The organism is Pseudomonas moorei (assembly GCF_042846945.1).
GTDB lineage: Bacteria > Pseudomonadota > Gammaproteobacteria > Pseudomonadales > Pseudomonadaceae > Aquipseudomonas > Aquipseudomonas moorei.
In genome coordinates this window covers 3,426,782-3,447,536 of the sequence record NZ_AP035776.1, presented here as the reverse complement: position 1 = coordinate 3,447,536, position 20,755 = coordinate 3,426,782, and the positions used below count along the sequence as shown (strand labels likewise).

At 55.6% G+C, this 20,755-nt stretch carries 23 protein-coding genes, 1 tRNA gene and 2 pseudogenes; 7 read left to right on the top strand and 19 right to left on the bottom strand.

The window, feature by feature from the left end; all coding sequences use genetic code 11:
- Window positions 1-86: 86 nt before the first annotated feature.
- Complete coding sequence (locus ACGJAX_RS16185; protein ID WP_390955362.1) at window positions 87-1,328, top strand: LysR substrate-binding domain-containing protein; 1,242 nt, start codon at window positions 87-89, stop codon at window positions 1,326-1,328.
- On the opposite strand, the gene ACGJAX_RS16180 is transcribed toward ACGJAX_RS16185, so the two are convergent.
- The 5 genes from ACGJAX_RS16180 to ACGJAX_RS16160 form a co-directional block, all read right to left on the bottom strand.
- Window positions 1,303-2,550, bottom strand: a complete 1,248-nt coding sequence (locus tag ACGJAX_RS16180) for an OprD family outer membrane porin (RefSeq protein ID WP_390955361.1) — start codon at window positions 2,548-2,550, stop codon at window positions 1,303-1,305. The two genes, ACGJAX_RS16185 and ACGJAX_RS16180, sit on opposite strands and share 26 nt — an antisense overlap.
- A gap of 135 nt (window positions 2,551-2,685) precedes the next feature.
- Window positions 2,686-3,948 (bottom strand): gallate dioxygenase, encoded by a 1,263-nt coding sequence (locus ACGJAX_RS16175; RefSeq protein WP_390955360.1) that lies wholly within the window; start codon window positions 3,946-3,948, stop codon window positions 2,686-2,688.
- Window positions 3,949-3,973: 25 nt separating this feature from the next.
- Window positions 3,974-5,311, bottom strand: a complete 1,338-nt coding sequence (locus tag ACGJAX_RS16170; RefSeq protein WP_390955359.1) for an MFS transporter — start codon at window positions 5,309-5,311, stop codon at window positions 3,974-3,976.
- Between the two features lie 368 nt (window positions 5,312-5,679).
- Window positions 5,680-6,072: a hypothetical protein gene (locus tag ACGJAX_RS16165; protein WP_390955358.1), complete on the bottom strand. Its 393-nt coding sequence runs from the start codon at window positions 6,070-6,072 to the stop codon at window positions 5,680-5,682.
- 170 nt (window positions 6,073-6,242) lie between these two features.
- Complete coding sequence (locus ACGJAX_RS16160) at window positions 6,243-6,446, bottom strand: hypothetical protein (protein WP_247254234.1); 204 nt, start codon at window positions 6,444-6,446, stop codon at window positions 6,243-6,245.
- Window positions 6,447-6,743: 297 nt separating this feature from the next.
- On the opposite strand from ACGJAX_RS16160, the gene ACGJAX_RS16155 reads away from it, so the two are divergent.
- On the top strand, window positions 6,744-7,073 hold the full coding sequence (locus tag ACGJAX_RS16155; protein WP_390955357.1) for a hypothetical protein: 330 nt from the start codon (window positions 6,744-6,746) through the stop codon (window positions 7,071-7,073).
- 607 nt (window positions 7,074-7,680) lie between these two features.
- Here the strand turns inward: ACGJAX_RS16155 and ACGJAX_RS16150 are convergent.
- Both ACGJAX_RS16150 and ACGJAX_RS16145 read right to left on the bottom strand, forming a co-directional pair.
- Entirely contained in the window at window positions 7,681-7,866 is a 186-nt protein-coding gene (locus ACGJAX_RS16150) for a hypothetical protein (protein WP_390955356.1), read from the bottom strand.
- Window positions 7,863-8,373: pseudogene (locus tag ACGJAX_RS16145) on the bottom strand (glycoside hydrolase family 19 protein). The gene ACGJAX_RS16150 and the pseudogene ACGJAX_RS16145 overlap by 4 nt, the downstream one beginning before the upstream one ends.
- A 128-nt stretch (window positions 8,374-8,501) precedes the next feature.
- Here ACGJAX_RS16145 and ACGJAX_RS16140 point away from each other — a divergent pair.
- Window positions 8,502-9,524, top strand: coding sequence for an acyltransferase family protein (locus ACGJAX_RS16140; protein ID WP_390955355.1), 1,023 nt, complete (start codon window positions 8,502-8,504; stop codon window positions 9,522-9,524).
- 202 nt (window positions 9,525-9,726) lie between these two features.
- Here ACGJAX_RS16140 and ACGJAX_RS16135 read toward each other — a convergent pair whose 3' ends face one another.
- Window positions 9,727-9,921, bottom strand: coding sequence for a tail fiber assembly protein (locus ACGJAX_RS16135; RefSeq protein WP_390955354.1), 195 nt, complete (start codon window positions 9,919-9,921; stop codon window positions 9,727-9,729).
- 492 nt (window positions 9,922-10,413) lie between these two features.
- Here ACGJAX_RS16135 and ACGJAX_RS16130 point away from each other — a divergent pair.
- Window positions 10,414-10,826 (top strand): annotated as a pseudogene (locus ACGJAX_RS16130) (site-specific integrase); the annotation flags it as partial.
- 82 nt (window positions 10,827-10,908) lie between these two features.
- Here ACGJAX_RS16130 and ACGJAX_RS16125 read toward each other — a convergent pair.
- The 9 genes from ACGJAX_RS16125 to thrS form a co-directional block, all read right to left on the bottom strand.
- Window positions 10,909-10,985, bottom strand: a tRNA-Pro gene (locus ACGJAX_RS16125).
- Window positions 10,986-11,074: 89 nt separating this feature from the next.
- The gene (locus ACGJAX_RS16120; RefSeq protein ID WP_003179985.1) at window positions 11,075-11,431 is read right to left on the bottom strand and encodes a MerR family transcriptional regulator; all 357 of its coding nucleotides are present in this window, start codon (window positions 11,429-11,431) and stop codon (window positions 11,075-11,077) included.
- Complete coding sequence (gene ihfA / locus ACGJAX_RS16115; RefSeq protein WP_002553164.1) at window positions 11,412-11,714, bottom strand: integration host factor subunit alpha; 303 nt, start codon at window positions 11,712-11,714, stop codon at window positions 11,412-11,414. Before ihfA ends, ACGJAX_RS16120 begins: the two co-directional genes overlap by 20 nt.
- A gap of 3 nt (window positions 11,715-11,717) precedes the next feature.
- Entirely contained in the window at window positions 11,718-14,099 is a 2,382-nt protein-coding gene (gene pheT, locus ACGJAX_RS16110) for a phenylalanine--tRNA ligase subunit beta (protein WP_390955353.1), read from the bottom strand.
- 26 nt (window positions 14,100-14,125) lie between these two features.
- Entirely contained in the window at window positions 14,126-15,142 is a 1,017-nt protein-coding gene (gene pheS, locus ACGJAX_RS16105) for a phenylalanine--tRNA ligase subunit alpha (RefSeq protein ID WP_090318844.1), read from the bottom strand.
- Window positions 15,143-15,251: 109 nt separating this feature from the next.
- A complete protein-coding gene (rplT, locus tag ACGJAX_RS16100; RefSeq protein ID WP_007905879.1) occupies window positions 15,252-15,608 on the bottom strand; it encodes a 50S ribosomal protein L20 in 357 nt (118 codons plus the stop codon).
- 28 nt (window positions 15,609-15,636) lie between these two features.
- Complete coding sequence (gene rpmI / locus ACGJAX_RS16095) at window positions 15,637-15,831, bottom strand: 50S ribosomal protein L35 (RefSeq protein ID WP_002553160.1); 195 nt, start codon at window positions 15,829-15,831, stop codon at window positions 15,637-15,639.
- Between the two features lie 60 nt (window positions 15,832-15,891).
- Window positions 15,892-16,443, bottom strand: coding sequence for a translation initiation factor IF-3 (gene infC / locus ACGJAX_RS16090; RefSeq protein WP_172435341.1), 552 nt, complete (start codon window positions 16,441-16,443; stop codon window positions 15,892-15,894).
- Entirely contained in the window at window positions 16,443-18,365 is a 1,923-nt protein-coding gene (gene thrS / locus ACGJAX_RS16085; RefSeq protein WP_090318841.1) for a threonine--tRNA ligase, read from the bottom strand. Before thrS ends, infC begins: the two co-directional genes overlap by 1 nt.
- Window positions 18,366-18,741: 376 nt before the next feature.
- Here thrS and ACGJAX_RS16080 point away from each other — a divergent pair, with 376 nt between their 5' ends.
- Both ACGJAX_RS16080 and ACGJAX_RS16075 read left to right on the top strand, forming a co-directional pair.
- A complete protein-coding gene (locus ACGJAX_RS16080; RefSeq protein WP_390959891.1) occupies window positions 18,742-19,044 on the top strand; it encodes a hypothetical protein in 303 nt (100 codons plus the stop codon).
- 292 nt (window positions 19,045-19,336) lie between these two features.
- Entirely contained in the window at window positions 19,337-19,549 is a 213-nt protein-coding gene (locus ACGJAX_RS16075; protein ID WP_003179963.1) for a cold-shock protein, read from the top strand.
- Window positions 19,550-19,618: 69 nt separating this feature from the next.
- Here the strand turns inward: ACGJAX_RS16075 and ACGJAX_RS16070 are convergent, their stop codons facing one another.
- The gene (locus ACGJAX_RS16070) at window positions 19,619-19,939 is read right to left on the bottom strand and encodes an I78 family peptidase inhibitor (protein WP_090318835.1); all 321 of its coding nucleotides are present in this window, start codon (window positions 19,937-19,939) and stop codon (window positions 19,619-19,621) included.
- A 167-nt stretch (window positions 19,940-20,106) separates the two neighbouring features.
- A complete protein-coding gene (locus tag ACGJAX_RS16065; protein ID WP_390955352.1) occupies window positions 20,107-20,412 on the bottom strand; it encodes a hypothetical protein in 306 nt (101 codons plus the stop codon).
- A gap of 132 nt (window positions 20,413-20,544) precedes the next feature.
- Here ACGJAX_RS16065 and ACGJAX_RS16060 point away from each other — a divergent pair, with 132 nt between their 5' ends.
- Window positions 20,545-20,754: a hypothetical protein gene (locus ACGJAX_RS16060; RefSeq protein ID WP_090318829.1), complete on the top strand. Its 210-nt coding sequence runs from the start codon at window positions 20,545-20,547 to the stop codon at window positions 20,752-20,754.
- Window position 20,755 lies beyond the last annotated feature (1 nt).

Genomic DNA, 20,755 nt, shown 5'->3' with positions numbered 1-20,755 from the left:
TTGGAGGTATGCGTTTTTTTTATTGCCGAACCTTCAAGGCGGCGGCATAGTCCGGTTCAAACAGAGCGTTGCCGAGCCAGAACCCTATGGAATCCAGTGAACTGCCCAGCCTGATGCACGTGCGCGCCTTCGTCCAGGTAGCTGATCACGGCAGCGTTTCGAAGGCTTCTGTAGCCCTGTTCCGGGCACAGTCTGTGGTCACCCGGTCTATTTCAGAACTGGAAACTCGACTGGGCGTACCGTTGTTCGAACGGCACGCCAACGGCATGCGACTGACAGATTTTGGTGCACGCCTGTTGCCTCGGGCACGTCGCACATTGGCCGAGCTGGAGACTGTGCCGGGTCTATTGGGTGGAGCGGACAAGCAAGCTGTCGAACCGCTTTATTTGTTCCAGGTAAGACGCCTGCAAGTGTTCGTCAAACTGTGCGAGACGCACCACATGCAGACTGTGGCCAGTCTGTTCGGCCTGAGCCAACCCGCCGTCAGCTCGACTCTGAAGGTATTGGAAAGTGGCTGTGGTCGGCCGCTGTTCGAGCGCACGCCTTGCGGATTGCAGCCGACACGTGTCAGCCATGAAATCCTCTTTCCGATCCGTCGGGCACTGAACGAGTTGCGTCACATCGAAACAGACATAACGGCCTTGCGCGGGGCATTGCAGGGCGTGGTGCATGTCGGTGCTCTGCCCTTGGGTCGCACCCGCATATTGCCCGAGGCCATTGTGCGCATGATGGCCGAACACCCGGCGATCCAGGTCATCACCAATGAAAGCCCGTTTGATCTGCTGGCGACTGAACTTCGCGCCGGCGATGTCGATTTCATTTTTGGCGCCCTGCGCCCGGAGGCCTACGCCAGTGATCTGGCCGGCGAGGCGTTGCTCAATGAAGATATGGTGGTTGTGGCGCGGCGCGATCACCCGCTCTATTCGAAACATGCGCTGCACGATGAGCTAAGCACTGCCCGCTGGGTACTGCCTCGCGCCGGATCACCCGCCCGGCAGATGCTCGACGAGTGTTTCACCCGGTTCGGTATTGCGCCGCCCCGGCCGGTGGTGGAAAGCGCCGACATGGCGATCATTCGCGGCCTGTTGTTACGCTCGGACATGCTCGCCGCAGTGTCTGCCCACCAATTGGAACAGGAGATTGCCTCCGGTGAGCTGTGCATTCTGCCACTGGAGCTGAAACAGACCACCCGTGCCATCGGTCTGACTTATCGCAACGGCTGCCTGCACTCCCCGGTGGCTCAAGCCCTGATGGACATGATTCGCCGGGTCATCCGCGAGCAGGCAGCCGAAACGTCGATATCTAGAACAAGCCAAGCGGATAGCTGACGATCAGCCTGTTCTCATCAAACTCATTGCTGCTGTAGTCCCGACGGATGCTGGAGTTGCGCAGGCGCAGGTTGAGGCTCTTGAAAGTGCCGCTCTGCACCGTATACGCCAACTCCGACTCACGCCCCCACTCCTTGCCATCGGTAATGCTGCCGGTGTGCACGTTGTCCCCGCTGATGTAGCGGTTCATCAAGGTCAGGCCCGGGATGCCGAGGGCAACGAAATTGTAGTCGTGGCGCAGTTGCCAGGATTTCTCCCGGGCGTTGTCATAACTGTTGTTGTAGCTGTCGTTGGCCAGGGTACCGCCGCTGGTGCCGTTGACCCGCATCCATGCATTGTCACCGGTAAGCTTTTGCAGGCCGACGTAGAAGGTGTTCCCGCCATACTTGGCCGAGAGCAGCGCTGAGGCGGTGCGGTTATTCAGGTCGCCGGCGCGGGCACTGCCGTCCTCTCGCCCCCAGAAGTAACCCAGGTTTGCACCCAGCGTCCAGGCGCCTAGCGGCTGACTGTGTACCAGTTGTAGACACTGTTGCTGATAGATGTCCTTGAGCTCGGCATTCCACAGGCCGATCACGGTGCGCTTGTCGTTGAAGCTGTATTCACCGCCGACGAAGTTGAAGCGATCGGACGTGAACGCGGTTTTGCCCTGCATGAACATGTCGTCCATGCTCGAATCGTTGCGCGGGCTGTTCTGCCGGAACTGACCGCCGTACAGGGTCAGGCCATCGATCTCCTGCGAGGTGACCTGGCCGCCGCGCAAGGTTTGCGGCAGCGAACGGCCATCGTCGGAACGCAGGATCGGCAATACCGGCATCCACTCACCGATCTTCAGTTCGGTTTTGCCCACTTTCATTTTCCCGGCGACCGCCAGGCGGCCGAAATCATCGGCAGGACGCCCATCGCTATCGAGTGGCAATAGCTGCGTACCACCAGTGCCCTGCCCGCCATCAAGCTTGACCGAATAGAGTCCCAACACATCCACGCCAAATCCCACCGTGCCCTGGGTGAAACCGGAACGAGCATCGAGGATAAAGCTCTGCGTCCACTCTTCGGCCTTGCCTTGCGGGTAAGCCGGATTGGTAAAGTTGCGGTTGATGTAGAAATTACGCAGGTTCAGGTTGACGCTGGCATCCTCGTCGAAACCGGCCGCCGATGCGAACTGAGGGAGTACGCACATGACAGCCAACGTGCTGACGATTCGATGACTTACGGTGTTTTTCATTGTTATTGTTTTCCGATTTTTGGGTAAAGAAATGCCCTGCGCCCGTCAGTGCCGGGCACAGTGAGGTCAATGAGAAATGGCTGAAGGCGACTGCGGGGAGTCGCCGCTAAATGAAGGAACGCCAGGCCTTGATCATCAGCGAGGCGCTTTACCCGCCACCGAGTACAGCACCTGCTGGTTTCGGGTTTTCATGAATTCGTCCAGGCTCTGCCCACGCATGGCCGCGTAGACCTGCAGATTTGGAATGCCGAGCACAGCAGCGAGCTTTTCCAGCACGAAGAAAATCGCCCCGTACTGGATCAGACCGCGCCAGTCACGACGTCGCAGCAGATCGCATTCCTCTTCGCTCAAGCCACCCTCCTCGTACAGCGCCTCCGGCGCCTCAAGAAATCGTTGGCGCCATTGCGGCTCGATCATCCGGTGCAGGAACTTGTTCAGGCGATAGCCCTTGGCGCTGCGCTCCAGGGTGAACGGATAGGTGCCTTGCAGTTTTTCGATACCAGCCAACTGATGCTGCATGTGCTGCAAGTGGCGCGCGTTAACGTCGGCGGGTACCGCACGGTCCTGATTTTCCAGCAACAGGGTAGCGATACCGGTCATGGACGGCAGGTAGTAGTCCTGATGCAGGTTCTTCACCGTGGCCGACAGTGCACCGCGCATGATCAACCAGGTGATGACTTCAGAACCTTCCATTCCGCCAAGGGTGGCGTATTCGGCGTGGGTCATCTCCGTCAGGCGCACCGGGTCGTTAACCAGCAGATCAATGAATTGCTCATCCCACTGCGGGTTGTTGAAACCACAGCGCTCGCCATGTACCTGATGGGACACGCCTCCGGTGGCGACGATGGCCACCTTTAAATCTTCGGGATAGCTTTCAATCGCACGGCGCAAGGCCTGGCCTAGCTTGTAGCAGCGCAGGGCACTGGGGATCGGGAACTGCAAAACGCCAACCTGCAGCGGCACGATTTCTACCGGCCAGTCAGGTTCGCACGGCAACAGTGCAGACATCGGTGAAAAGAAGCCATGATCCAGTGGCTTGTCACGGAAGAAACTCATGTCGAACTCATCGGCCATCAGACTTTGGCCGATGTGCCGCGACAGCGCCGCATGTCCGCCAACCGCGGGCAGCAAGCGCGGATTACCGCCCTCGTCCGCCACCTCGTAACGCTCATCGACCCCCAGAGAGAATGCACCGTAGTGATCGAAGAAAAACGACGTCACGTGGTCGTTGAAGATGTAGAACAACACATCCGGTTGTTGCTCCTTCAACCAGACCTTGATCGGTTCGAAGCCGTCGAAGATCGGCGCCCAGGCGGCCTCATTCTGTTTATCGTGATCGACGGCGAAGCCGATGGTGGGTGTGTGGGATACCGCGAGGCCACCGATGATGCGTGCCATGATGAGTTCCTTTGTCCGAAAAAGATTATTGCGCCAGCAGGGTCCGGTTGACCCGGCTCCGTGCATGACCGTTGGCCAGGATCGCCAACGCGGCGATGAAGGCAGGCACGCTCAACAGGGCGAACAGCAATGGCAGGCCCAAGCCGAGGCTGAGCACCGCACCACCGATGAGAGAACCAAAGATAGCGCCGAAACGTCCGATACCGAGCATCCAGCTCACGCCCGTGGCACGGAAATCAGTCGGGTAATAGCCAGGCGCAAAAGCATTTAGGCCAGTTTGCGCACCGCTCATGCAGAACCCTGCGGCAATGACACCAACCGCCAGCAGACTCGACTCGAGACTGAACGCCCCCAGCAGCAAGATAAAGACGCCGCCCAGCGCATAGGAAGTTGCAATGACGCCATTGGGATTACGTCGGTCCATGATCCAACCCACCACGATCGCCCCTACCGTACCGCCGATCTGGAACAAGCCTGTGATGGTGGCTGCACGCTCGATGGACAGGCCGCCTTCACGCAACAGCGTCGGCATCCAGCCCATGGTCAGGTAGATCACCAGCAGGCCCATGAAATAGGTCAACCAGAGTGCAAGCGTGCCGATGCGATAACGCTCGCTGAATAGCATGCGCACCGGCGCCTTATGCTGGGCCTGGGGTTCGGCGAGGGTGAAATTTGTGGTGGCCGAGAATTTGCCACCCAGCTTGTTCAGCACTTTGGCGATCTGGGCGGCAGGTGCATTGCGGGCCGCCAGGAAACGTGCGGATTCTGGCAGCAACAACCAGAGCAAAGGCAGCAACACCAGTGGCAGGATGCCGCCGACCAGCAACACCGATTGCCAACCGTGCAGAGGAATCAAGCAGGCGGCGAACAATCCGCCCAGCCCCGAGCCCATGTTGAAACCGGTGAACATGATGGTAATGAACAGCGAACGATTGCGTTCTGGCAGGTATTCGGCAAGCAACGTCGTGGTGTTGGGCATCGCGGCGCCCAGGGCCACACCGGTCAACAGCCGCAAGGTAGCCAGTTCGTATGGGTTGCGGGCAAACGCACACGCCAGGCTCAGCACGCTGAATCCGGACACGGCCAACAGCAGCACTTTCTTGCGCCCCAGGCGGTCAGCGTAAGGACCAGCCGTCAGGGCGCCGATGGCGAGCCCGACCATACCCGCACTCATCACGGGGCCGAAAGCGGCTTTGGAGAGCCCCCACGCCTGAATCAGTGAAGGTGCGATAAAGCCCATGACCGCCACATCGAGGCCATCGAATAGAACAATGAAGAAACACAGGCCCATGATGAGCCACTGATACCTGGTAACCGGACGGCTATCGATCCACGCTTTGATGTCGACCGTTTCATGACTCATGTTTTCACCTTTTTGTTTTTATAGAAGTTCCGACAGACCTGGTAATGACTGCGAGCCTGAAGGCTGAACGTTGGGCGTGACTGTAAAGCCGCAAGTGCCTGCCCCGCCTCTGGGAAATCCTTAAGCGGGTATCGGTTTTTCTTATGAGGTGATAAAGACAGGAAGGGTCAAGACCCAGCCAGGATGCGGGTCTTGATAGAGGTTTTATGTGATCGAGTGGGTGGCAGAAGTCATGAAGAACATGAGGGAGATTGGAGCACACCATGTGTCTATTCGCCCCGAATTGTGCAGTCGAATTATCAGCGAAGGGCAGATACGAAAAAGCCCGGCGCTGGGGCCGGGCCTTGGATGAGCGGAGATTTTGGCTATCACAGCGGATGAGATTTGTGCCGCTTGAAATATTCTTGCTTGCCCACGGTAGACTCAATGTTCCGATAGGTGCATCCATCAGTCACACACAGCATTGACCTGCCATCTCTGAGTGCCACAGAAAATGTTACCTCGTCCTCTTCGCCCGCCAACATAAAGCCTGCAACCGCACCCACCGGACCGAGTACCATCGCACCGGCCAAGCCCAGGCTGACGGAGCTTGATACATCTGAATATGAGCTTTCGCTGACTAATGTAACGTCACGGATCTCCTGAGTGGATATCTTTAGTCCAGGCCACGGGTACACAACTGTCTCTATTGTGATGAACCCGGGTTCATACACTGCATGCCCATCAAGAAAATCTCCTGCCAGGATTTTTATTTTTGCCATACCAAACCCTCCCTGCATTTTCCTGCAAGAAAATTCAACGCTCAGAGGTTTGTGTCGTCAACGAGGTATGGACGAGGGGCGTCAATTTCCGACTGTTGGAAGCACAAGAATGAGCAGATTGTTTGCGCGAAATTTGCTCATCCTCGCGCTGCACAATCCCCCTGCGCTCTTCAATGAAGAGTCTTGCGACTTTCACCAATCCTGATTCGGTCCAGCGCCCGGTTTAACGAATCCAAGGCATTGAGGAGGGCTTTCGCCTCGGCCTCTCGACCATCTCCCCACAGACGTTCAGCCATTTTATTCAGGGCCTGGATAGAGCGCTCGATATCAGCAGCCGTCACTGAGGCGGTGTCTTGAGGGTGTCTCTTTGGCATTTGTTAGAGTTCCCACAAAACGTTGTGTTGGTGTGCACATGCCAAACAGAAAATAAGGAGTGCAGGGGTCGCCGTTACCATTTGGTAACGATGCGAAATTTATCACCATTAAAACTCCACTACGAGCAGCAACCAATGGCTAAAGCACTCTCGCCGGTGCATCAAGGTGGCGGACGCTTGAAAAATGAACTGTCGGGACTGAATCGTGTCTACGATTCCAGGGATGACGCAGTATCCACATGGCTGGTGCTGGGCAGGACAACCGGCCAGCCTTAAAGCCCTCTCCTGGAATCAAATATGTCTAAAAAGCTTGCTGCTATTTTGTTGTCCGCATTGGTTGGCGCGGCTGCCAGCAACGTAATGGCTGCTCAAGGCCAATGGCAAAAAGATCACCCCCGTAGAGCCGAAGTCAATGGTCGACTGGCCAACCAGAACAAGCGAATCAGCAACGAAGTCAAAGAGGGTGAAATAACCAAGGGGCAGGCAGCCAATCTACATAAGGAAGACCATCAGATTCGTCAGGAAGAACGGAACATGGCTAGCCAAAATGGCGGACATATCACCAAGCAGGAGCAAAGGGCCCTTAACCAACAAGAGAATGCTGTAAGCCACCAGATTGGTGGCTAAGCCTTACCTCTGATTTTCGGTTCGTGTTCACCTTGGTGTGCTTTTTTTGTAAATGTTTTACCCATTAGCCTGCGAGGTCCCTCAAGGGCTAATGGTATTGATGGACCGATGACCGTGACGACTGTAAGCCTCGCTAACCACCTGACCCGCCCTCACCTGCCTCGCTGAAGGCTCTGCAGTCGGACAAGCGCCTTTCAGCAGGTAGCCTGCTTAATGAGTTGCCTCAAGCATTTGAAGCCTTCCTTGCTTGCCGCAAGTGATTGATATCACTTTACAATCTCATTTCGGTCTCCCATCAGGCTGAATTCGACATAGATGCGTAGACCAGTAGTTCACCTCACGCCAGACAGTGAGCGTCCCGAAGGCACGCGCGAAAAGGCGATCGGCAACAGCAAGGCCGTATGCCCTGCGTGAAGTGGGAGCGGCGTGGATGCATCTGTACAAGAAAGCCGGAAGGGGCAGGCAGGCCATGTGATCAAGGGCATGACAAAAACCTACCCACGTGACCACGAGGAATTCATATGGTCCGAGGCAATTCCGGGCCTGAATATCAGCGAAATCACCGGGTAATTTTGCGCGCTTTTTGCGCAGACACAAAAAAGCCGATCTAGTAGATATGGTCTGGACGGAGTGATTCGAACACTCGCCCCCCTAGCACCCCGTCGCGAGCATTCCAGTCGGACTGCCATTTTTCATTCGCGACCGTCACGCCGTGTTGGTAGGCGCCGAACAGCACCGCAGCCACCAGCAGGACCGCAGCTATATAAGGAAGGATTCGCAACAGAATCTTCATCCCAGCACCTCACCCGCATTTTTCCACAGCGCCAGTCGATCATCCTGACCATTAAGTCCTCCGTTGATGCGCCGGGTGATGCGTTCAAAATCGCCGGCATCGGCCAGTGTGTGTTCAGGCCCTTTGTCCCCCAGAACCAGGCGGCAGACAGGCAGGCGTATTGGGGCTGCTCCAGCAGCTCTGGCCGGTTTACTTGGTCTAGGCCCAGCGTCTCGCCGCATGCAGCATAGTTCGCCCGGTCAGTGATCCGGATCAGGCCACGGCTGCGGTACTTGGAGCAGTCACCCGCTACGGTGTTGCCCAGGTCTGCCCTGCCCTCGTATTTGACTTGGGCCAGTGTTGGTCCCCAAATCTCACGGACATAGCGCAACTGGCCGGACTAATGACCGATCTGGGCGACGAACGCGCGACCCGCTGGGCCCCGACAATCTGGTATCGCTGCATCACCGTATTCAGGACAGGTGCAAAAACGCCGGCTTTCGCGCCGGCGTTCGGGAGGATCTGCAGCTACTGCTGGGCGGGGATGGACATGCTTTTCTCCAGGCAAAAAATACCCACTCAAGGGCGAGCTCTGTCTCTGTGGTAGATCAGGTACAGCGGATGTAGAATCGATTTCTTTTTGACACCGACTACCAATGCTCAACTCAATCCAAACACTTAGAGCCTTAGCAGCATGGCTGGTTGTTGGCCACCATTACATGCAGCTGGCACACAACTTCCAACTTAGCGACCCAATATCCATTTCACTGCAAAGGTACGGCGCTATCGGTGTTGATTTATTTTTTATCATTAGTGGTTTCGTCATCTATATTTCAGCAACCGGCAAGATAATTACGCCATTCGAGTTTGCGACCCATAGATTGGCACGGATAGCGCCTGCCTATTGGCTCTTTACTCTCATAACAGTCGCCACTCTTATACTTCTACCAAACGCCATTCCTCTTACAGAATTTGAACCTGCATTCGCCCTCAAAAGTCTGCTGTTCGCTCCCGCGCAAAACCCGTCCGGCATTGGGCTCTATCCACTAATAACAGTAGGATGGACTCTAAACTATGAGATGGCATTCTATGGCGTTTTCTTGATCAGTTTATTCTTGCCTAGAAATTTCAGAATCTTGGCAATCACCCTCGGTGTCACACTGCTTTACAAGGCGATACCCTCCGCCGGCGGGGTTTTTGCCTTTTATAACAACCCCATAATTTTCGAATTTATATTTGGTATATTTATCGCGTTCGCCCACCAAAAAGGACTTGTTCAGCGCATAAATTTAACTGCGGCAATCCTAATGATCGCTGCATCCATAGGTGTTATTGTATATTTCGGCCAAGTCACCCACAGCCCAATAAAATCAGGGCTCCCATGCGCCATCGTCTTACTTTCCGCTTTATCACAAGAGCGCTTTTTTTCGGGAGCAACAGCAATCTACCGACTGGGCAATTGGTCATATTCGACCTATCTCTGTCACGTTCTGGTTATTAGCCTCATGATACAACTGCAGCAATTGATGAACCTGAATACATTCGTAACACTCGCCATGATTTTAGCCATTATTCTTTTTGTATCGTGGTTCAGCTTCCACTTTATCGAAACACCTATTTCCAGACTCGCCAAGAACGGTTTAAAAAAGACAGCAAACTCTGCGACCAAACCTATTTGACATCTTGCTTCTTCAGCAAACTTACGCATGACGAGTTTGTAAGTACCACCGCTCAACTTTTTGGCTCAGTAACGGCATTCTGGGCCCAGCGCCACGCCCTACGGCGTTAGGACGAGGAGGTCGCTGACTCTTTCAGTAATGGGCATGCTTTTCTCCAGGCAAAAAAAATACCACTCAAGGCGGCTTCTTCAGTTCGGGCGACTTAGGGTTGTGGTGGCCATATCGGATAAGGTTGCGTCAGGTCAATCCGATTGACCGCGACGCGGTACTGCTTCCATTTCTTCAACAAGGCCGTTTCCTCGGCAGTCGCATCGTCCAGGTCCACAGCATCCTGCAGCGGCGCGATTGCTAGCGTTGCCTGTGCAACCAGGTAGTTGTGGGTTGAGGTATTGACCAAGCTGATTTCATCAGGGGTCGGCAGATAGGGAACGGGATCAGCGAAGACCTCACCAACGTAGGTCTAGCGCTCTTGCGACATCTACTTAAGGTCCGTGACTTCGACCAGAGTAGAGACGAACTCAGGGGCGAACCGTTGATCAATTGGCACCTCTTCACCAGTTTCATCCGATCAGGGCAAATCTCTACCACAACGCCGCTATCGATCCGTGCGTAGGTTCTCATCATGCGTACTCCCAAATGATTACGATATCAGCTTTACCGGTGCCGCCAGACAAGTTAGCGCTGCCGGACCCGGCCGATACGCCCGATCCCCCTGCACCATAATTTGGGGATGCTGTGCTGTTTGAGTTGATGAGTGACGGAACGCCGCCACCACCGAATTTTCACGCGCCGCCAGCGCCGAACTTGCCGATACTGAAGTATAAATAGATGGGCATATGCCAATATTTTGCTCGATATTCGCCCCGGTGGGGGTGTCCGCGAATGACCCATTCCCAAGTCGGTGATCGAGAAGCAGCGCGGCAGTCATCCGCTTTACGTGTTCCCGTTTGGCAACCCACATGGCGAGAGGAATGAAACGACGGTTCACCGCATGAATGACTCGGCCTGGAGAAGGCGCGGATCAGGGCGGCGAAAAAGTGGCAGGAGAAATTCTTGCGGCCGGCACATGAAGTCTTTACCAGGATCCGCATTCACGACTTGAAGTACACCTTTGGGCGAAGGCTACGTGCTGCAAGTGTGACGGAGGAATATCGAAAAGCGCTGCTCGGCCACAAGAACGGAAGCATCACCAGTCACTACTCGGCAGCGGAACTGGATCAGCTCATTGCGGCGCCAAATAAAGTATCAGCAACCGACTCGCGCGCACCAGCGCTGACGATTCTGAAAAGGAGAGAAGCATGAAGGAAAAGGCCAGGGTCACTCGAAAAGTCACTATGGCAGAAACAACAAAGCCGCTCGAAAGCGGCTAAGTCATTGAATAATATGGTCGGGACGGAGTGATTCGAACACTCGACCCCTAGCACCCCATGCTAGTGCGCTACCGGACTGCGCTACGCCCCGACTAGGCGTGAAACCTGTTCTTCATCTCGAAGAATGCTCAAGAATATATCGCAAGCGTTTGAAAACTGGAAGTATTTAAACGCAGAAATTTATTTCTTGAGAACCACCAGTACATCTTCCAGCTCAGCGATCATTTGGCGAATCATTTGTTTGTACTGGGTTGTGTCATCTTTGGCCTCATCACCGGACAAACGCAGACGCGCACCGCCGATAGTGAAACCTTGATCGTAAAGAAGTGCGCGGATCTGCCGGATCATCAGCACGTCCTGGCGCTGATAATACCGGCGGTTTCCGCGGCGTTTGACGGGGTTGAGTTGAGGAAACTCCTGCTCCCAATAGCGCAGTACGTGCGGTTTTACCGCACACAACTCGCTAACTTCACCAATGGTGAAGTAGCGTTTGCCTGGGATGACGGGTAGCTCGTCGTTATGACTTGGTTCCAGCATAAGCCTCAACTCGGGCCTTCAATTTCTGCCCTGGACGAAAGGTGACCACACGGCGAGCCGTGATCGGGATTTCTTCTCCCGTTTTCGGATTGCGGCCAGGCCGCTGACGTTTGTCCCGAAGGTCGAAATTGCCGAAACCGGACAATTTGACTTGCTCGTTGTCTTCAAGAGCGTGCCTGATTTCCTCGAAAAACAGTTCAACCAATTCCTTGGCTTCCCGCTTGTTCAGGCCCAGCTCTTCATACAGACGTTCCGCCATCTCAGCTTTCGTCAAAGCCCCCATACGTCACTTCCTTAACGTGGCGTTCAACCTTTGTTCGAGCGAGGTGAGGATGTTTTGAGTCGCAGAATTCACCTCATCGTCATTAAGAGTGCGCGATGGATGCTGCCAGGTCAAGCCAACTGCGAGGCTTTTTCTATCAGGATCAATGCCTTTACCCTGATACACGTCAAATAGCCTGAGGTCTGTCAGCCATTCGCCTGCATTTTCACGGATTACGTCCAGCACAGCCGTGGCTGCAACCCCTTTGTCCGCAATCAATGCCAGGTCACGACGCACTTCAGGAAAGCGCGATAACTCCTGGAATTTAGGCATTTTGCCCGCCGCGACTTCTGCCAGAACCAGTTCGAAAACGAATACGGGACGGTCCAGCCCCAGCGTTTTCGACAATTCAGGGTGGATCGCGCCGACAAAACCGACCAGACGCCCCTCTCGCTCGACACGCGCGGTTTGACCCGGGTGCAATGCTGGATGCTTGCCCGGCACGAACGTGAAAGCATCCAGTGCACCGGCAAAGCCCAACACCGCCTCCACGTCAGCCTTGACGTCGAAGAAGTCCACGGTGTCGCGACCTTGCGCCCAGCCTTCAGGGAGACGGCTACCGCAAACCACGCCCGCCAGCATTGGTTCTTGCTTCAGCCCTTCCAGCTGACCGACGAAGCGCAGACCGCTTTCGAACAGACGCACACGGTCTTGCTGACGGTTCAGGTTGTGCTGCAGCGCCTTGACCAGACCAGGCCACAAGGACGAACGCATGGCGGCCATGTCGTTCGAAATCGGGTTAGCCAGCAACAGCGGTTCAACACCCGGATTAAACAACTCGAACTGTTTCGGATCGATGAAGCTGTAGGTGATCGCTTCCTGATAACCACGGGCTACCAGCAGGCGGCGCAGTTCAGGCAGATCGCTACGCGCTTCAGCCTTGGCTTGCGGCGCCAGACGCGCTTGCGGGTAACGAACCGGCAAGCGGTTGTAGCCGTACAAACGAGCCAGCTCTTCGATCAGGTCGACTTCCAGACTGATGTCGAAGCGGTGGCTCGGCACTTCCACGCGCCACTGCCCTGCTCCGTCGGCGGTAATGCCCAGGCCCAAAGCGCTGAGCAGACGCTCGACTTCGGCCGAATCCATTTCCATGCCCAGCATCTGGGTGATGCGCTGGGTACGCAGGGTCACCGGCGCGATCGATGGCAGGTGCTGCTCACTGACGGTTTCGATGATTGGACCCGCTTCGCCGCCGGTGATTTCCAGCAGCAGGCCAGTGGCGCGCTCCATGGCTTCACGGGCAAGTTGCCAGTCCACGCCACGCTCGTAGCGGTGCGATGCGTCGGTGTGCAGGCCATAGGAACGGGCCTTGCCAGCGACAGCGATTTGATCGAAGAAGGCGCTTTCCAGGAATATGTCGCGAGTGGTCGCGGTGTTGACGCCGCTGTGCTCACCGCCCATGACACCGGCAATTGCCAGTGCGCGAGTGTGGTCGGCAATCACCAGCGTATCGCTACGCAGGCTAACTTCCTGACCGTCAAGTAGAACCAGCTTTTCACCTTCTTCAGCCATCCGCACGCGGATGCCACCGTTGATCTCGGCAAGATCGAAGGCGTGCAGCGGTTGGCCCAGCTCCAGCATCACATAGTTGGTGATATCGACAGCGGCGTCGATGCTGCGCACTTCGGAACGACGCAGGCGCTCAACCATCCACAGCGGCGTCGGCTTGGACAGGTCGACGTTACGGATTACACGACCCAGGTAACGCGGGCAAGCAGCGGGAGCCAACACTTCAACCGAGCGCACTTCATCGTGCACGGCGGGAACGATGGCTACCACGGGACGAGTGACCGTAGTGGCGTACAGCGCGCCGACTTCACGAGCAAGGCCCGCCAGGGACAGGCAGTCGCCACGGTTCGGGGTCAGGTCAACCTCGATGCTGGCATCGTCCAGGTTCAGATACTCACGAATGTCCTGGCCTACAGGCGCATCGGCAGGCAATTCCATCAAGCCGTCGTTGCCTTCACCGACTTGCAGTTCGGCCTGGGAGCACAGCATGCCGTTGGATTCAACGCCACGCAGCTTGGCCTTCTTGATTTTGAAATCACCCGGGAGCTCGGCACCGATGGTGGCGAACGGGATCTTCAGGCCGGGGCGAACGTTTGGCGCACCGCAAACAACCTGGAAGGTCTCCGAACCATTGCTGACCTGGCAAACACGCAACTTGTCGGCGTCCGGGTGCTGTTCGGTGCTCAGCACCTCGCCCACGATGACACCGCTGAATACACCGGCGGCCGGCGTAACGCTATCGACCTCAAGACCGGCCATCGACAGACGAGCAACCAGCTCATCGCGACTTACCTGCGGGCTTACCCAGCCACGCAGCCATTGTTCACTGAATTTCATCCTGCTCTCCTAAGAATTCGTTACGACTAGCGAAATTGCGCGAGGAACCGCAAGTCGTTGTCGAAGAACAGACGCAAGTCGTTCACGCCGTAACGCAGCATGGCCAGACGCTCAACGCCCATGCCGAAGGCAAAGCCCGAGAACTCTTCCGGGTCGATCCCGGACATGCGCAGCACGTTCGGATGAACCATGCCGCAGCCCATCACTTCCAGCCAGCCAGTCTGCTTGCACACACGGCAGCCTTTACCGCTGCACATCACGCATTCCATGTCGACTTCTGCGGATGGCTCGGTGAAGGGGAAGTACGAAGGGCGGAAACGCACAGCCAGTTCTTTTTCGAAGAACACCCGCAGGAACTCTTCGATGGTGCCTTTGAGGTCGGCGAAATTGATGTCGCGATCGACCAGCAGGCCTTCGACCTGATGGAACATCGGCGAATGGGTGATATCCGAGTCGCTACGATACACACGGCCTGGGCAGACGATGCGGATTGGCGGCTGTTTCGACTCCATGGTACGGACCTGTACCGGCGAGGTATGGGTGCGCAGCAACATGTTGGCATTGAAATAGAAGGTGTCATGCATCGACCGGGCCGGGTGATGGCCCGGGATGTTGAGCGCTTCGAAGTTGTGGTAGTCGTCTTCGACCTCAGGACCTTCGGCAATGCCATAACCGATGTGAGTGAAGAACTGCTCGATGCGTTCAAGAGTACGGGTGACCGGATGCAGACCACCTGAGGTCTGACCACGGCCAGGCAGTGTGACGTCAATGGACTCGGCAGCGAGTTTGGCGGCCAGATCGGCCTCTTCAAACAATGCCTTGCGCGCATTGAGAACGTCTGTGACACGCTCCTTGGCAACGTTGATCAGCGCACCGACTTGCGGACGCTCTTCTGCCGGCAAATTCCCCAGGGTCTTCATCACCTGAGTCAATTCACCCTTTTTGCCAAGGTAGTGAACCCGGATTTGCTCCAGGGCATTGATATCTTCAGCGCTTTGCACAGCCTCTAGAGCTTGCGAGACGAGCGCATCCAGGTTTTCCATGTACAGACTCCAGATACAAAATAGGGGAAGAGCTTGAAGGCTCTTCCCCTATTTATGACGTTTAACACCTGGCCTCACAGAGGTGAGACCGGGTGACTGTCGGGGGTACTTAAGCCAAGGTGGCTTTAGCTTTCTCGACAATCGCAGCAAACGCCGCTTTTTCGTTCACTGCCAGATCAGCCAGAACCTTACGGTCGATCTCAATGGACGCTTTTTTCAGGCCAGCGATGAAACGGCTGTAGGACAGACCGTTGATACGTGCACCAGCGTTGATACGAGCGATCCACAGAGCGCGGAACTGACGTTTTTTCTGACGACGGTCACGGTAGGCGTATTGGCCTGCCTTGATTACCGCTTGCTTGGCAACACGGAATACGCGCGAGCGAGCACCGTAGTAGCCTTTAGCAAGTTTCAGAATTTTTTTGTGACGTTTACGGGCAATGACGCCACGCTTTACACGAGCCATGAGTTACTTCCTCTATTCTTGACTAAAATTAACGAAGGCGCAGCATGCGCTCGACTTTTGCCACGTCAGACGGATGCAGCAAGCTGCTACCGCGCAGTTGACGCTTACGCTTGGTCGACATTTTGGTCAGGATGTGGCTCTTGAAAGCGTGCTTGTGCTTGATACCGTTAGCAGTTTTCAGAAACCGCTTAGCAGCACCACTTTTGGTCTTCATTTTTGGCATGTTCGGATACTCCGCATTCAGTTGATAAACATAATCAGAAGGCCTGCCGTGCCCTGTTGATTACTTCTTCTTTTTCGGGGCGATGACCATGATCAGCTGGCGTCCTTCCATCTTAGGATGCTGTTCGACCGAACCGTACTCAAGCAAGTCACCTTCAACTCGCTTGAGGAGTTCCATCCCCAGCTCCTGGTGGGCCATCTCACGGCCGCGGAATCGCAAGGATACCTTGGCCCTGTCCCCGTCACTCAGGAAACGTACCAGGTTGCGCAGTTTTACCTGGTAATCCCCTTCCTCCGTCCCTGGACGAAACTTGATTTCTTTAACCTGAATCTGCTTCTGGTTTTTCTTGGCAGCAGCAATCTGCTTCTTCTTTTCGAAGATCGATTTGCCGTAGTCCATCAGTTTGCAAACAGGGGGTACTGCATCGGCGGAAATTTCCACCAGATCCAGTTTAGCCTCTTCAGCCTTAAGAAGCGCGTCTTCAATTGACACAATCCCAAGCTGCTCGCCTTCAGCCCCAATTAACCGAACCTCGCGTGCCGAGATATTCTCGTTGATCGGGGCCTTCGGTGCAGCTCGTTTATCTTGTCTCATTTCACGCTTAATAATAATTACTCCGAATCTTGGCGACCACGCCGGGAAACCGCTTGCGCGAGGAACTCAGCAAACTGGGCGACGGGCATTGAGCCCAGGTCAGCACCTTCGCGAGTACGCACAGCGACAGTCTGCATCTCGACTTCCCGATCTCCGATAACCAAGAGATAGGGAACCTTGAGCAAGGTATGCTCGCGGATTTTAAAGCCGATCTTTTCATTTCTCAAGTCAGACTTGGCACGAAACCCGCTTTCGTTGAGAGTTTTTTCGACCTGAGCAGCAAAATCTGCCTGTTTATCAGTGATATTCATGATCACTGCCTGGGTCGGGGCCAGCCACGCAGGGAATGCACCCTCGTAGTGCTCGATCAAAATCCCGACAAAACGCTCGAAGGAACCCAGGATCGCCCGATGCAACATCACCGGATGCTTGCGACTGTTGTCTTCGGAGACGAATTCGGCGCCCAAACGGACAGGCAGGTTAAAATCGAGCTGCAGAGTACCACACTGCCAGACACGGCCCAGGCAATCTTTCAGCGAGAACTCGATCTTCGGACCGTAGAACGCCCCTTCGCCTGGCTGCAGATCGTACGGCAGGCCCGCGCTATCAAGGGCTGCGGCCAATGCGGCTTCTGCGCGATCCCACAGTTCATCGGAGCCAACTCGTTTTTCCGGACGAGTGGACAGCTTCATCTCGACATCTTTGAAGCCGAAGTCAGCGTACACGTCCATGGTCAGCTTGATAAACGCTGCGGATTCGGCCTGCATCTGCTCTTCGGTGCAGAAGATGTGGGCATCGTCCTGAGTGAACGCACGAACGCGCATGATACCGTGCAAGGCACCCGATGGCTCATTACGGTGGCAGGCACCGAATTCGGCCAGGCGCATTGGCAATTCGCGGTAGCTCTTCAGGCCCTGGTTGAACACCTGCACGTGGCAAGGGCAATTCATCGGCTTGATGGCGTAGTCGCGGTTTTCCGACTGCGTGGTGAACATGTTGTCGGCGTAGTTGGCCCAGTGCCCGGACTTTTCCCACAGGCTACGGTCAACGACCTGGGGAGTCTTGATCTCCAGGTAACCGTTGTCACGCTGAACCTTGCGCATGTACTGCTCGAGCACCTGGTACAACGTCCAGCCATTCGGGTGCCAGAACACCATGCCCGGCGACTCTTCCTGGGTGTGGAACAGGCCCAGGCGCTTGCCGATCTTGCGGTGATCACGCTTTTCAGCTTCTTCGATGCGCTGGATGTAAGCCGCCAGCTGCTTCTTGTCAGCCCAGGCGGTGCCGTAGACGCGCTGCAATTGCTCGTTCTTGGCATCGCCACGCCAGTAGGCGCCGGACAACTTGGTCAACTTGAAGGATTTCAGGAAGCGGGTATTCGGCACATGCGGACCGCGGCACATGTCGACGTATTCTTCGTGATAGTACAGACCCATCGCCTGCTCGTTCGGCATGTCCTCGACCAGGCGCAGTTTGTAGTCTTCACCGCGAGCCTTGAACACTTCGATCACTTCGGCGCGCGGAGTGACTTTCTTGATGACGTCGTAATCTTTTTCGATCAGCTGTTGCATGCGCTGTTCGATGGCGGCCAGGTCGTCCGGAGTAAAAGGACGCTCGAAGGCGATGTCGTAATAGAAACCTTCGTCAATGACCGGGCCGATGACCATTTTGGCCGTCGGGTACAACTGCTTGACCGCATGGCCAACCAGGTGGGCGCAAGAGTGGCGAATGATCTCCAGCCCCTCTTCATCCTTTGGCGTAATGATTTGCAGCGTGGCGTCGCTGTCGATGATATCGCTGGCATCGGCCAGCTTGCCGTTGACCTTGCCAGCCACTGTAGCTTTGGCCAGGCCTGCACCAATGGAGGCGGCGACCTCGGCGATGGAGACCGGATGATCGAATGAACGTTGACTGCCGTCGGGAAGAGTAATAGTTGGCATGGCGCCTCCTCTCCTAGTGGTGACCCCTACCAAAGGTCACGTGGGTTGGGATGAGCCAGTACAAGATCCGATCCAGGCCATTCAATGACGAACGCCTGCCTTACAGCGGCAGGAGCCTTGCGGCCAACCGGGAAACCGAACCAGAGTGACTGGGATTCAAATCAGGGTTATTCGCGCATCTGCCGCGACCGGGACTGAAGGTCAACCGGAGCCTGCAAACGCCCGAGCGAGGCATGCTAGCACAGATGGACGGTCGTCGCGGTGCGGAGGTTTTCCGACAGGGTAAATCCAGCGTTTTTATGCCAGAGTGCTGAACTTGATCCCCGCTTTCCCCCTCAAATATCAAGACATCGACCCACAAAGGAGCATCTTCGGCATGCGTCTGAATTGTTTATTCGCTGTAGTCGCACCCATCGTCCTGCTGCTGCCACTAACCGCCCACGCTGAGTGGCCGAAAGGTGTGCGCGAGAAATACATGGCTCAGTGCGTTCCCGCCGCCGCACAACAGATCGGCGAGGCTGCGGCCAAGGCCCACTGCGCTTGCGGTGCTGATGCGATTAAATCGTACCCCGCCAAAGACCTTCAGGCGCTGATGGACAACAAGGCCAGCAATGAATTGAAGCAACAGGCCCTGACCCAGATCACCAAGTGCAAGGCCAGCAATCCGGCGCAAAAATAAGTCCGCTCCAGTCCCGGAAAAGCAATTTCAGTTGGCAAACAGCCCCTGAAAATCGCTTTTTCGGACAATTTATGCAGGTTTTACAGCTTTTTTTATCGCCTTTACTTTCGGCTGAAAGCCTTTTAAATCAGGGCTTTCAGCGATATCAGGCAGCAAAGAATGTGCGACTGTAGGGCAAACAGCACCTGCGGGGGGCTCCCAAAGCGAACATTTCGACTATGATACCCGGGTGTGCCCAGTTGGCCTGAGCAGCACAGCACTACTGAAAATATATGTTTCTTGGAGATACACCATGTCTAATCGCCAAACCGGCACCGTTAAATGGTTCAACGATGAAAAAGGCTTCGGCTTCATCACTCCTCAAGGTGGCGGTGACGACCTGTTCGTACACTTCAAAGCTATCGAAAGCGACGGTTTCAAAAGCCTGAAAGAAGGCCAAACCGTTTCCTTCGTGGCTGAGAAAGGCCAAAAGGGTATGCAAGCTGCTCAAGTTCGCCCAGAGTAATTTCCAGGCGCACTAAAAAAACCCCGTCCATGTGACGGGGTTTTTTATGGGTGATGCAAAAGTTGGCGATCAGCCGCAGTTAACGCGGGTTACGACTTTGTTGGCATCGGTGTTCAGGTTGAGACGGTCGGAGCGGTACTCCAGGGTCACCATGTCATTTGGCGACAGGAACCGCGCATTCTGTGCGCCTGCTCGCTTGCGAGCCTGCTCCAGCAGTTCAGGCGAAGCCGTTTTGCCAAGGGTGAATTCGGCAGCTTTTGCCTCACAACGGCTGTGACCTGTGTCAGTCGTCGTTACAGGGTCAGTTGCCGATTCGGTAGCGGCAGTGCTGCAACCGGCCAGCGTGGCAACGGCCAATAGGGCACCCAATGACGCGAGCTTCCAAGGCATGACGCCTCCTTTTTTCGATAGTTAAGCTGAATTTGTGCGACCGCCATTCTGGCGTTTGGTTTCATCGAGCGTTCTGGCAACAAGACCGACGTCGCAGACAAACAGCAAGTTTGCCTGAGCATTGCCCTCCCCTTCACGCCTCAATCGTGACTGAATATGAACGGCACTCAGTAGACGTCGATGTAATCAAAAGCCGGTTTGGGCCAATTCTGCTTCAGCGCATTGAAGATCTGCATGACCCAGACCTCGTCACTGGCTGCGACCCGTCCAACGTAGCCAGACCCCTTGGCCCACGTCTCCAGGCGAAACAGCAACCCGTCGATGTCGGTGCCGCCCACGACACCCGATGAAATATAGGCGATACCGCCCTTGGTCACCCGCAACTGGGTGTGTTCGTCATCACTGGCAGCGGCCAGCATCTGACGCACCGCCTCAAGGGTCAGGCCGCCAGGTGTGTTCAAATCGATCCGCACAGCGCGATCCTTGAAAAGTCATCAAAGACCAAGTGTCGCATAGCCCTCCAATGATGCCTAAGTCGGAGTGCCAAAAGTCCCGCAAAATGGTTAACTCGGCACTCAGACTCTCTCGACCCCACGAGCACCACCATGACCACCGTAAGCATCGATGCCGCCATTAACGCCAAGTGGCCAGAGGGCCATAGCTCTTACAGCCCAGGCAGCCCGGAAGAGCTCGCAATCATCGGTATCGATTTACTGGTCAAGGAGCTGGGGACCGAAGCCGCCCAGTCGTTCATCCAACAGATTTTCGAGAAATACCCGCCCCATCAGGGCAGCGGGCATTCGCAACGCTCGTAGA

Bases quoted from the DNA above. Each gene is read 5' to 3' on its own strand.
- ACGJAX_RS16060 (WP_090318829.1), top strand. From the start codon at position 20,545: ATGACCACCGTAAGCATCGATGCCGCCATTAACGCCAAGTGGCCAGAG.
- ACGJAX_RS16170 (WP_390955359.1), bottom strand. From the start codon at position 5,311: ATGAGTCATGAAACGGTCGACATCAAAGCGTGGATCGATAGCCGTCCG.
- ACGJAX_RS16070 (WP_090318835.1), bottom strand. From the start codon at position 19,939: ATGCCTTGGAAGCTCGCGTCATTGGGTGCCCTATTGGCCGTTGCCACG.
- ACGJAX_RS16165 (WP_390955358.1), bottom strand. From the start codon at position 6,072: ATGGCAAAAATAAAAATCCTGGCAGGAGATTTTCTTGATGGGCATGCA.
- ihfA (WP_002553164.1), bottom strand. From the start codon at position 11,714: ATGGGGGCTTTGACGAAAGCTGAGATGGCGGAACGTCTGTATGAAGAG.
- ACGJAX_RS16075 (WP_003179963.1), top strand. From the start codon at position 19,337: ATGTCTAATCGCCAAACCGGCACCGTTAAATGGTTCAACGATGAAAAA.
- ACGJAX_RS16140 (WP_390955355.1), top strand. From the start codon at position 8,502: ATGCTCAACTCAATCCAAACACTTAGAGCCTTAGCAGCATGGCTGGTT.
- pheT (WP_390955353.1), bottom strand. From the start codon at position 14,099: ATGAAATTCAGTGAACAATGGCTGCGTGGCTGGGTAAGCCCGCAGGTA.
- ACGJAX_RS16175 (WP_390955360.1), bottom strand. From the start codon at position 3,948: ATGGCACGCATCATCGGTGGCCTCGCGGTATCCCACACACCCACCATC.
- ACGJAX_RS16120 (WP_003179985.1), bottom strand. From the start codon at position 11,431: ATGCTGGAACCAAGTCATAACGACGAGCTACCCGTCATCCCAGGCAAA.
- ACGJAX_RS16155 (WP_390955357.1), top strand. From the start codon at position 6,744: ATGTCTAAAAAGCTTGCTGCTATTTTGTTGTCCGCATTGGTTGGCGCG.
- ACGJAX_RS16150 (WP_390955356.1), bottom strand. From the start codon at position 7,866: ATGAAGATTCTGTTGCGAATCCTTCCTTATATAGCTGCGGTCCTGCTG.
- ACGJAX_RS16160 (WP_247254234.1), bottom strand. From the start codon at position 6,446: ATGCCAAAGAGACACCCTCAAGACACCGCCTCAGTGACGGCTGCTGAT.
- rplT (WP_007905879.1), bottom strand. From the start codon at position 15,608: ATGGCTCGTGTAAAGCGTGGCGTCATTGCCCGTAAACGTCACAAAAAA.
- thrS (WP_090318841.1), bottom strand. From the start codon at position 18,365: ATGCCAACTATTACTCTTCCCGACGGCAGTCAACGTTCATTCGATCAT.
- ACGJAX_RS16080 (WP_390959891.1), top strand. From the start codon at position 18,742: ATGCGTCTGAATTGTTTATTCGCTGTAGTCGCACCCATCGTCCTGCTG.
- ACGJAX_RS16180 (WP_390955361.1), bottom strand. From the start codon at position 2,550: ATGAAAAACACCGTAAGTCATCGAATCGTCAGCACGTTGGCTGTCATG.
- pheS (WP_090318844.1), bottom strand. From the start codon at position 15,142: ATGGAAAACCTGGATGCGCTCGTCTCGCAAGCTCTAGAGGCTGTGCAA.
- ACGJAX_RS16185 (WP_390955362.1), top strand. From the start codon at position 87: ATGGAATCCAGTGAACTGCCCAGCCTGATGCACGTGCGCGCCTTCGTC.
- rpmI (WP_002553160.1), bottom strand. From the start codon at position 15,831: ATGCCAAAAATGAAGACCAAAAGTGGTGCTGCTAAGCGGTTTCTGAAA.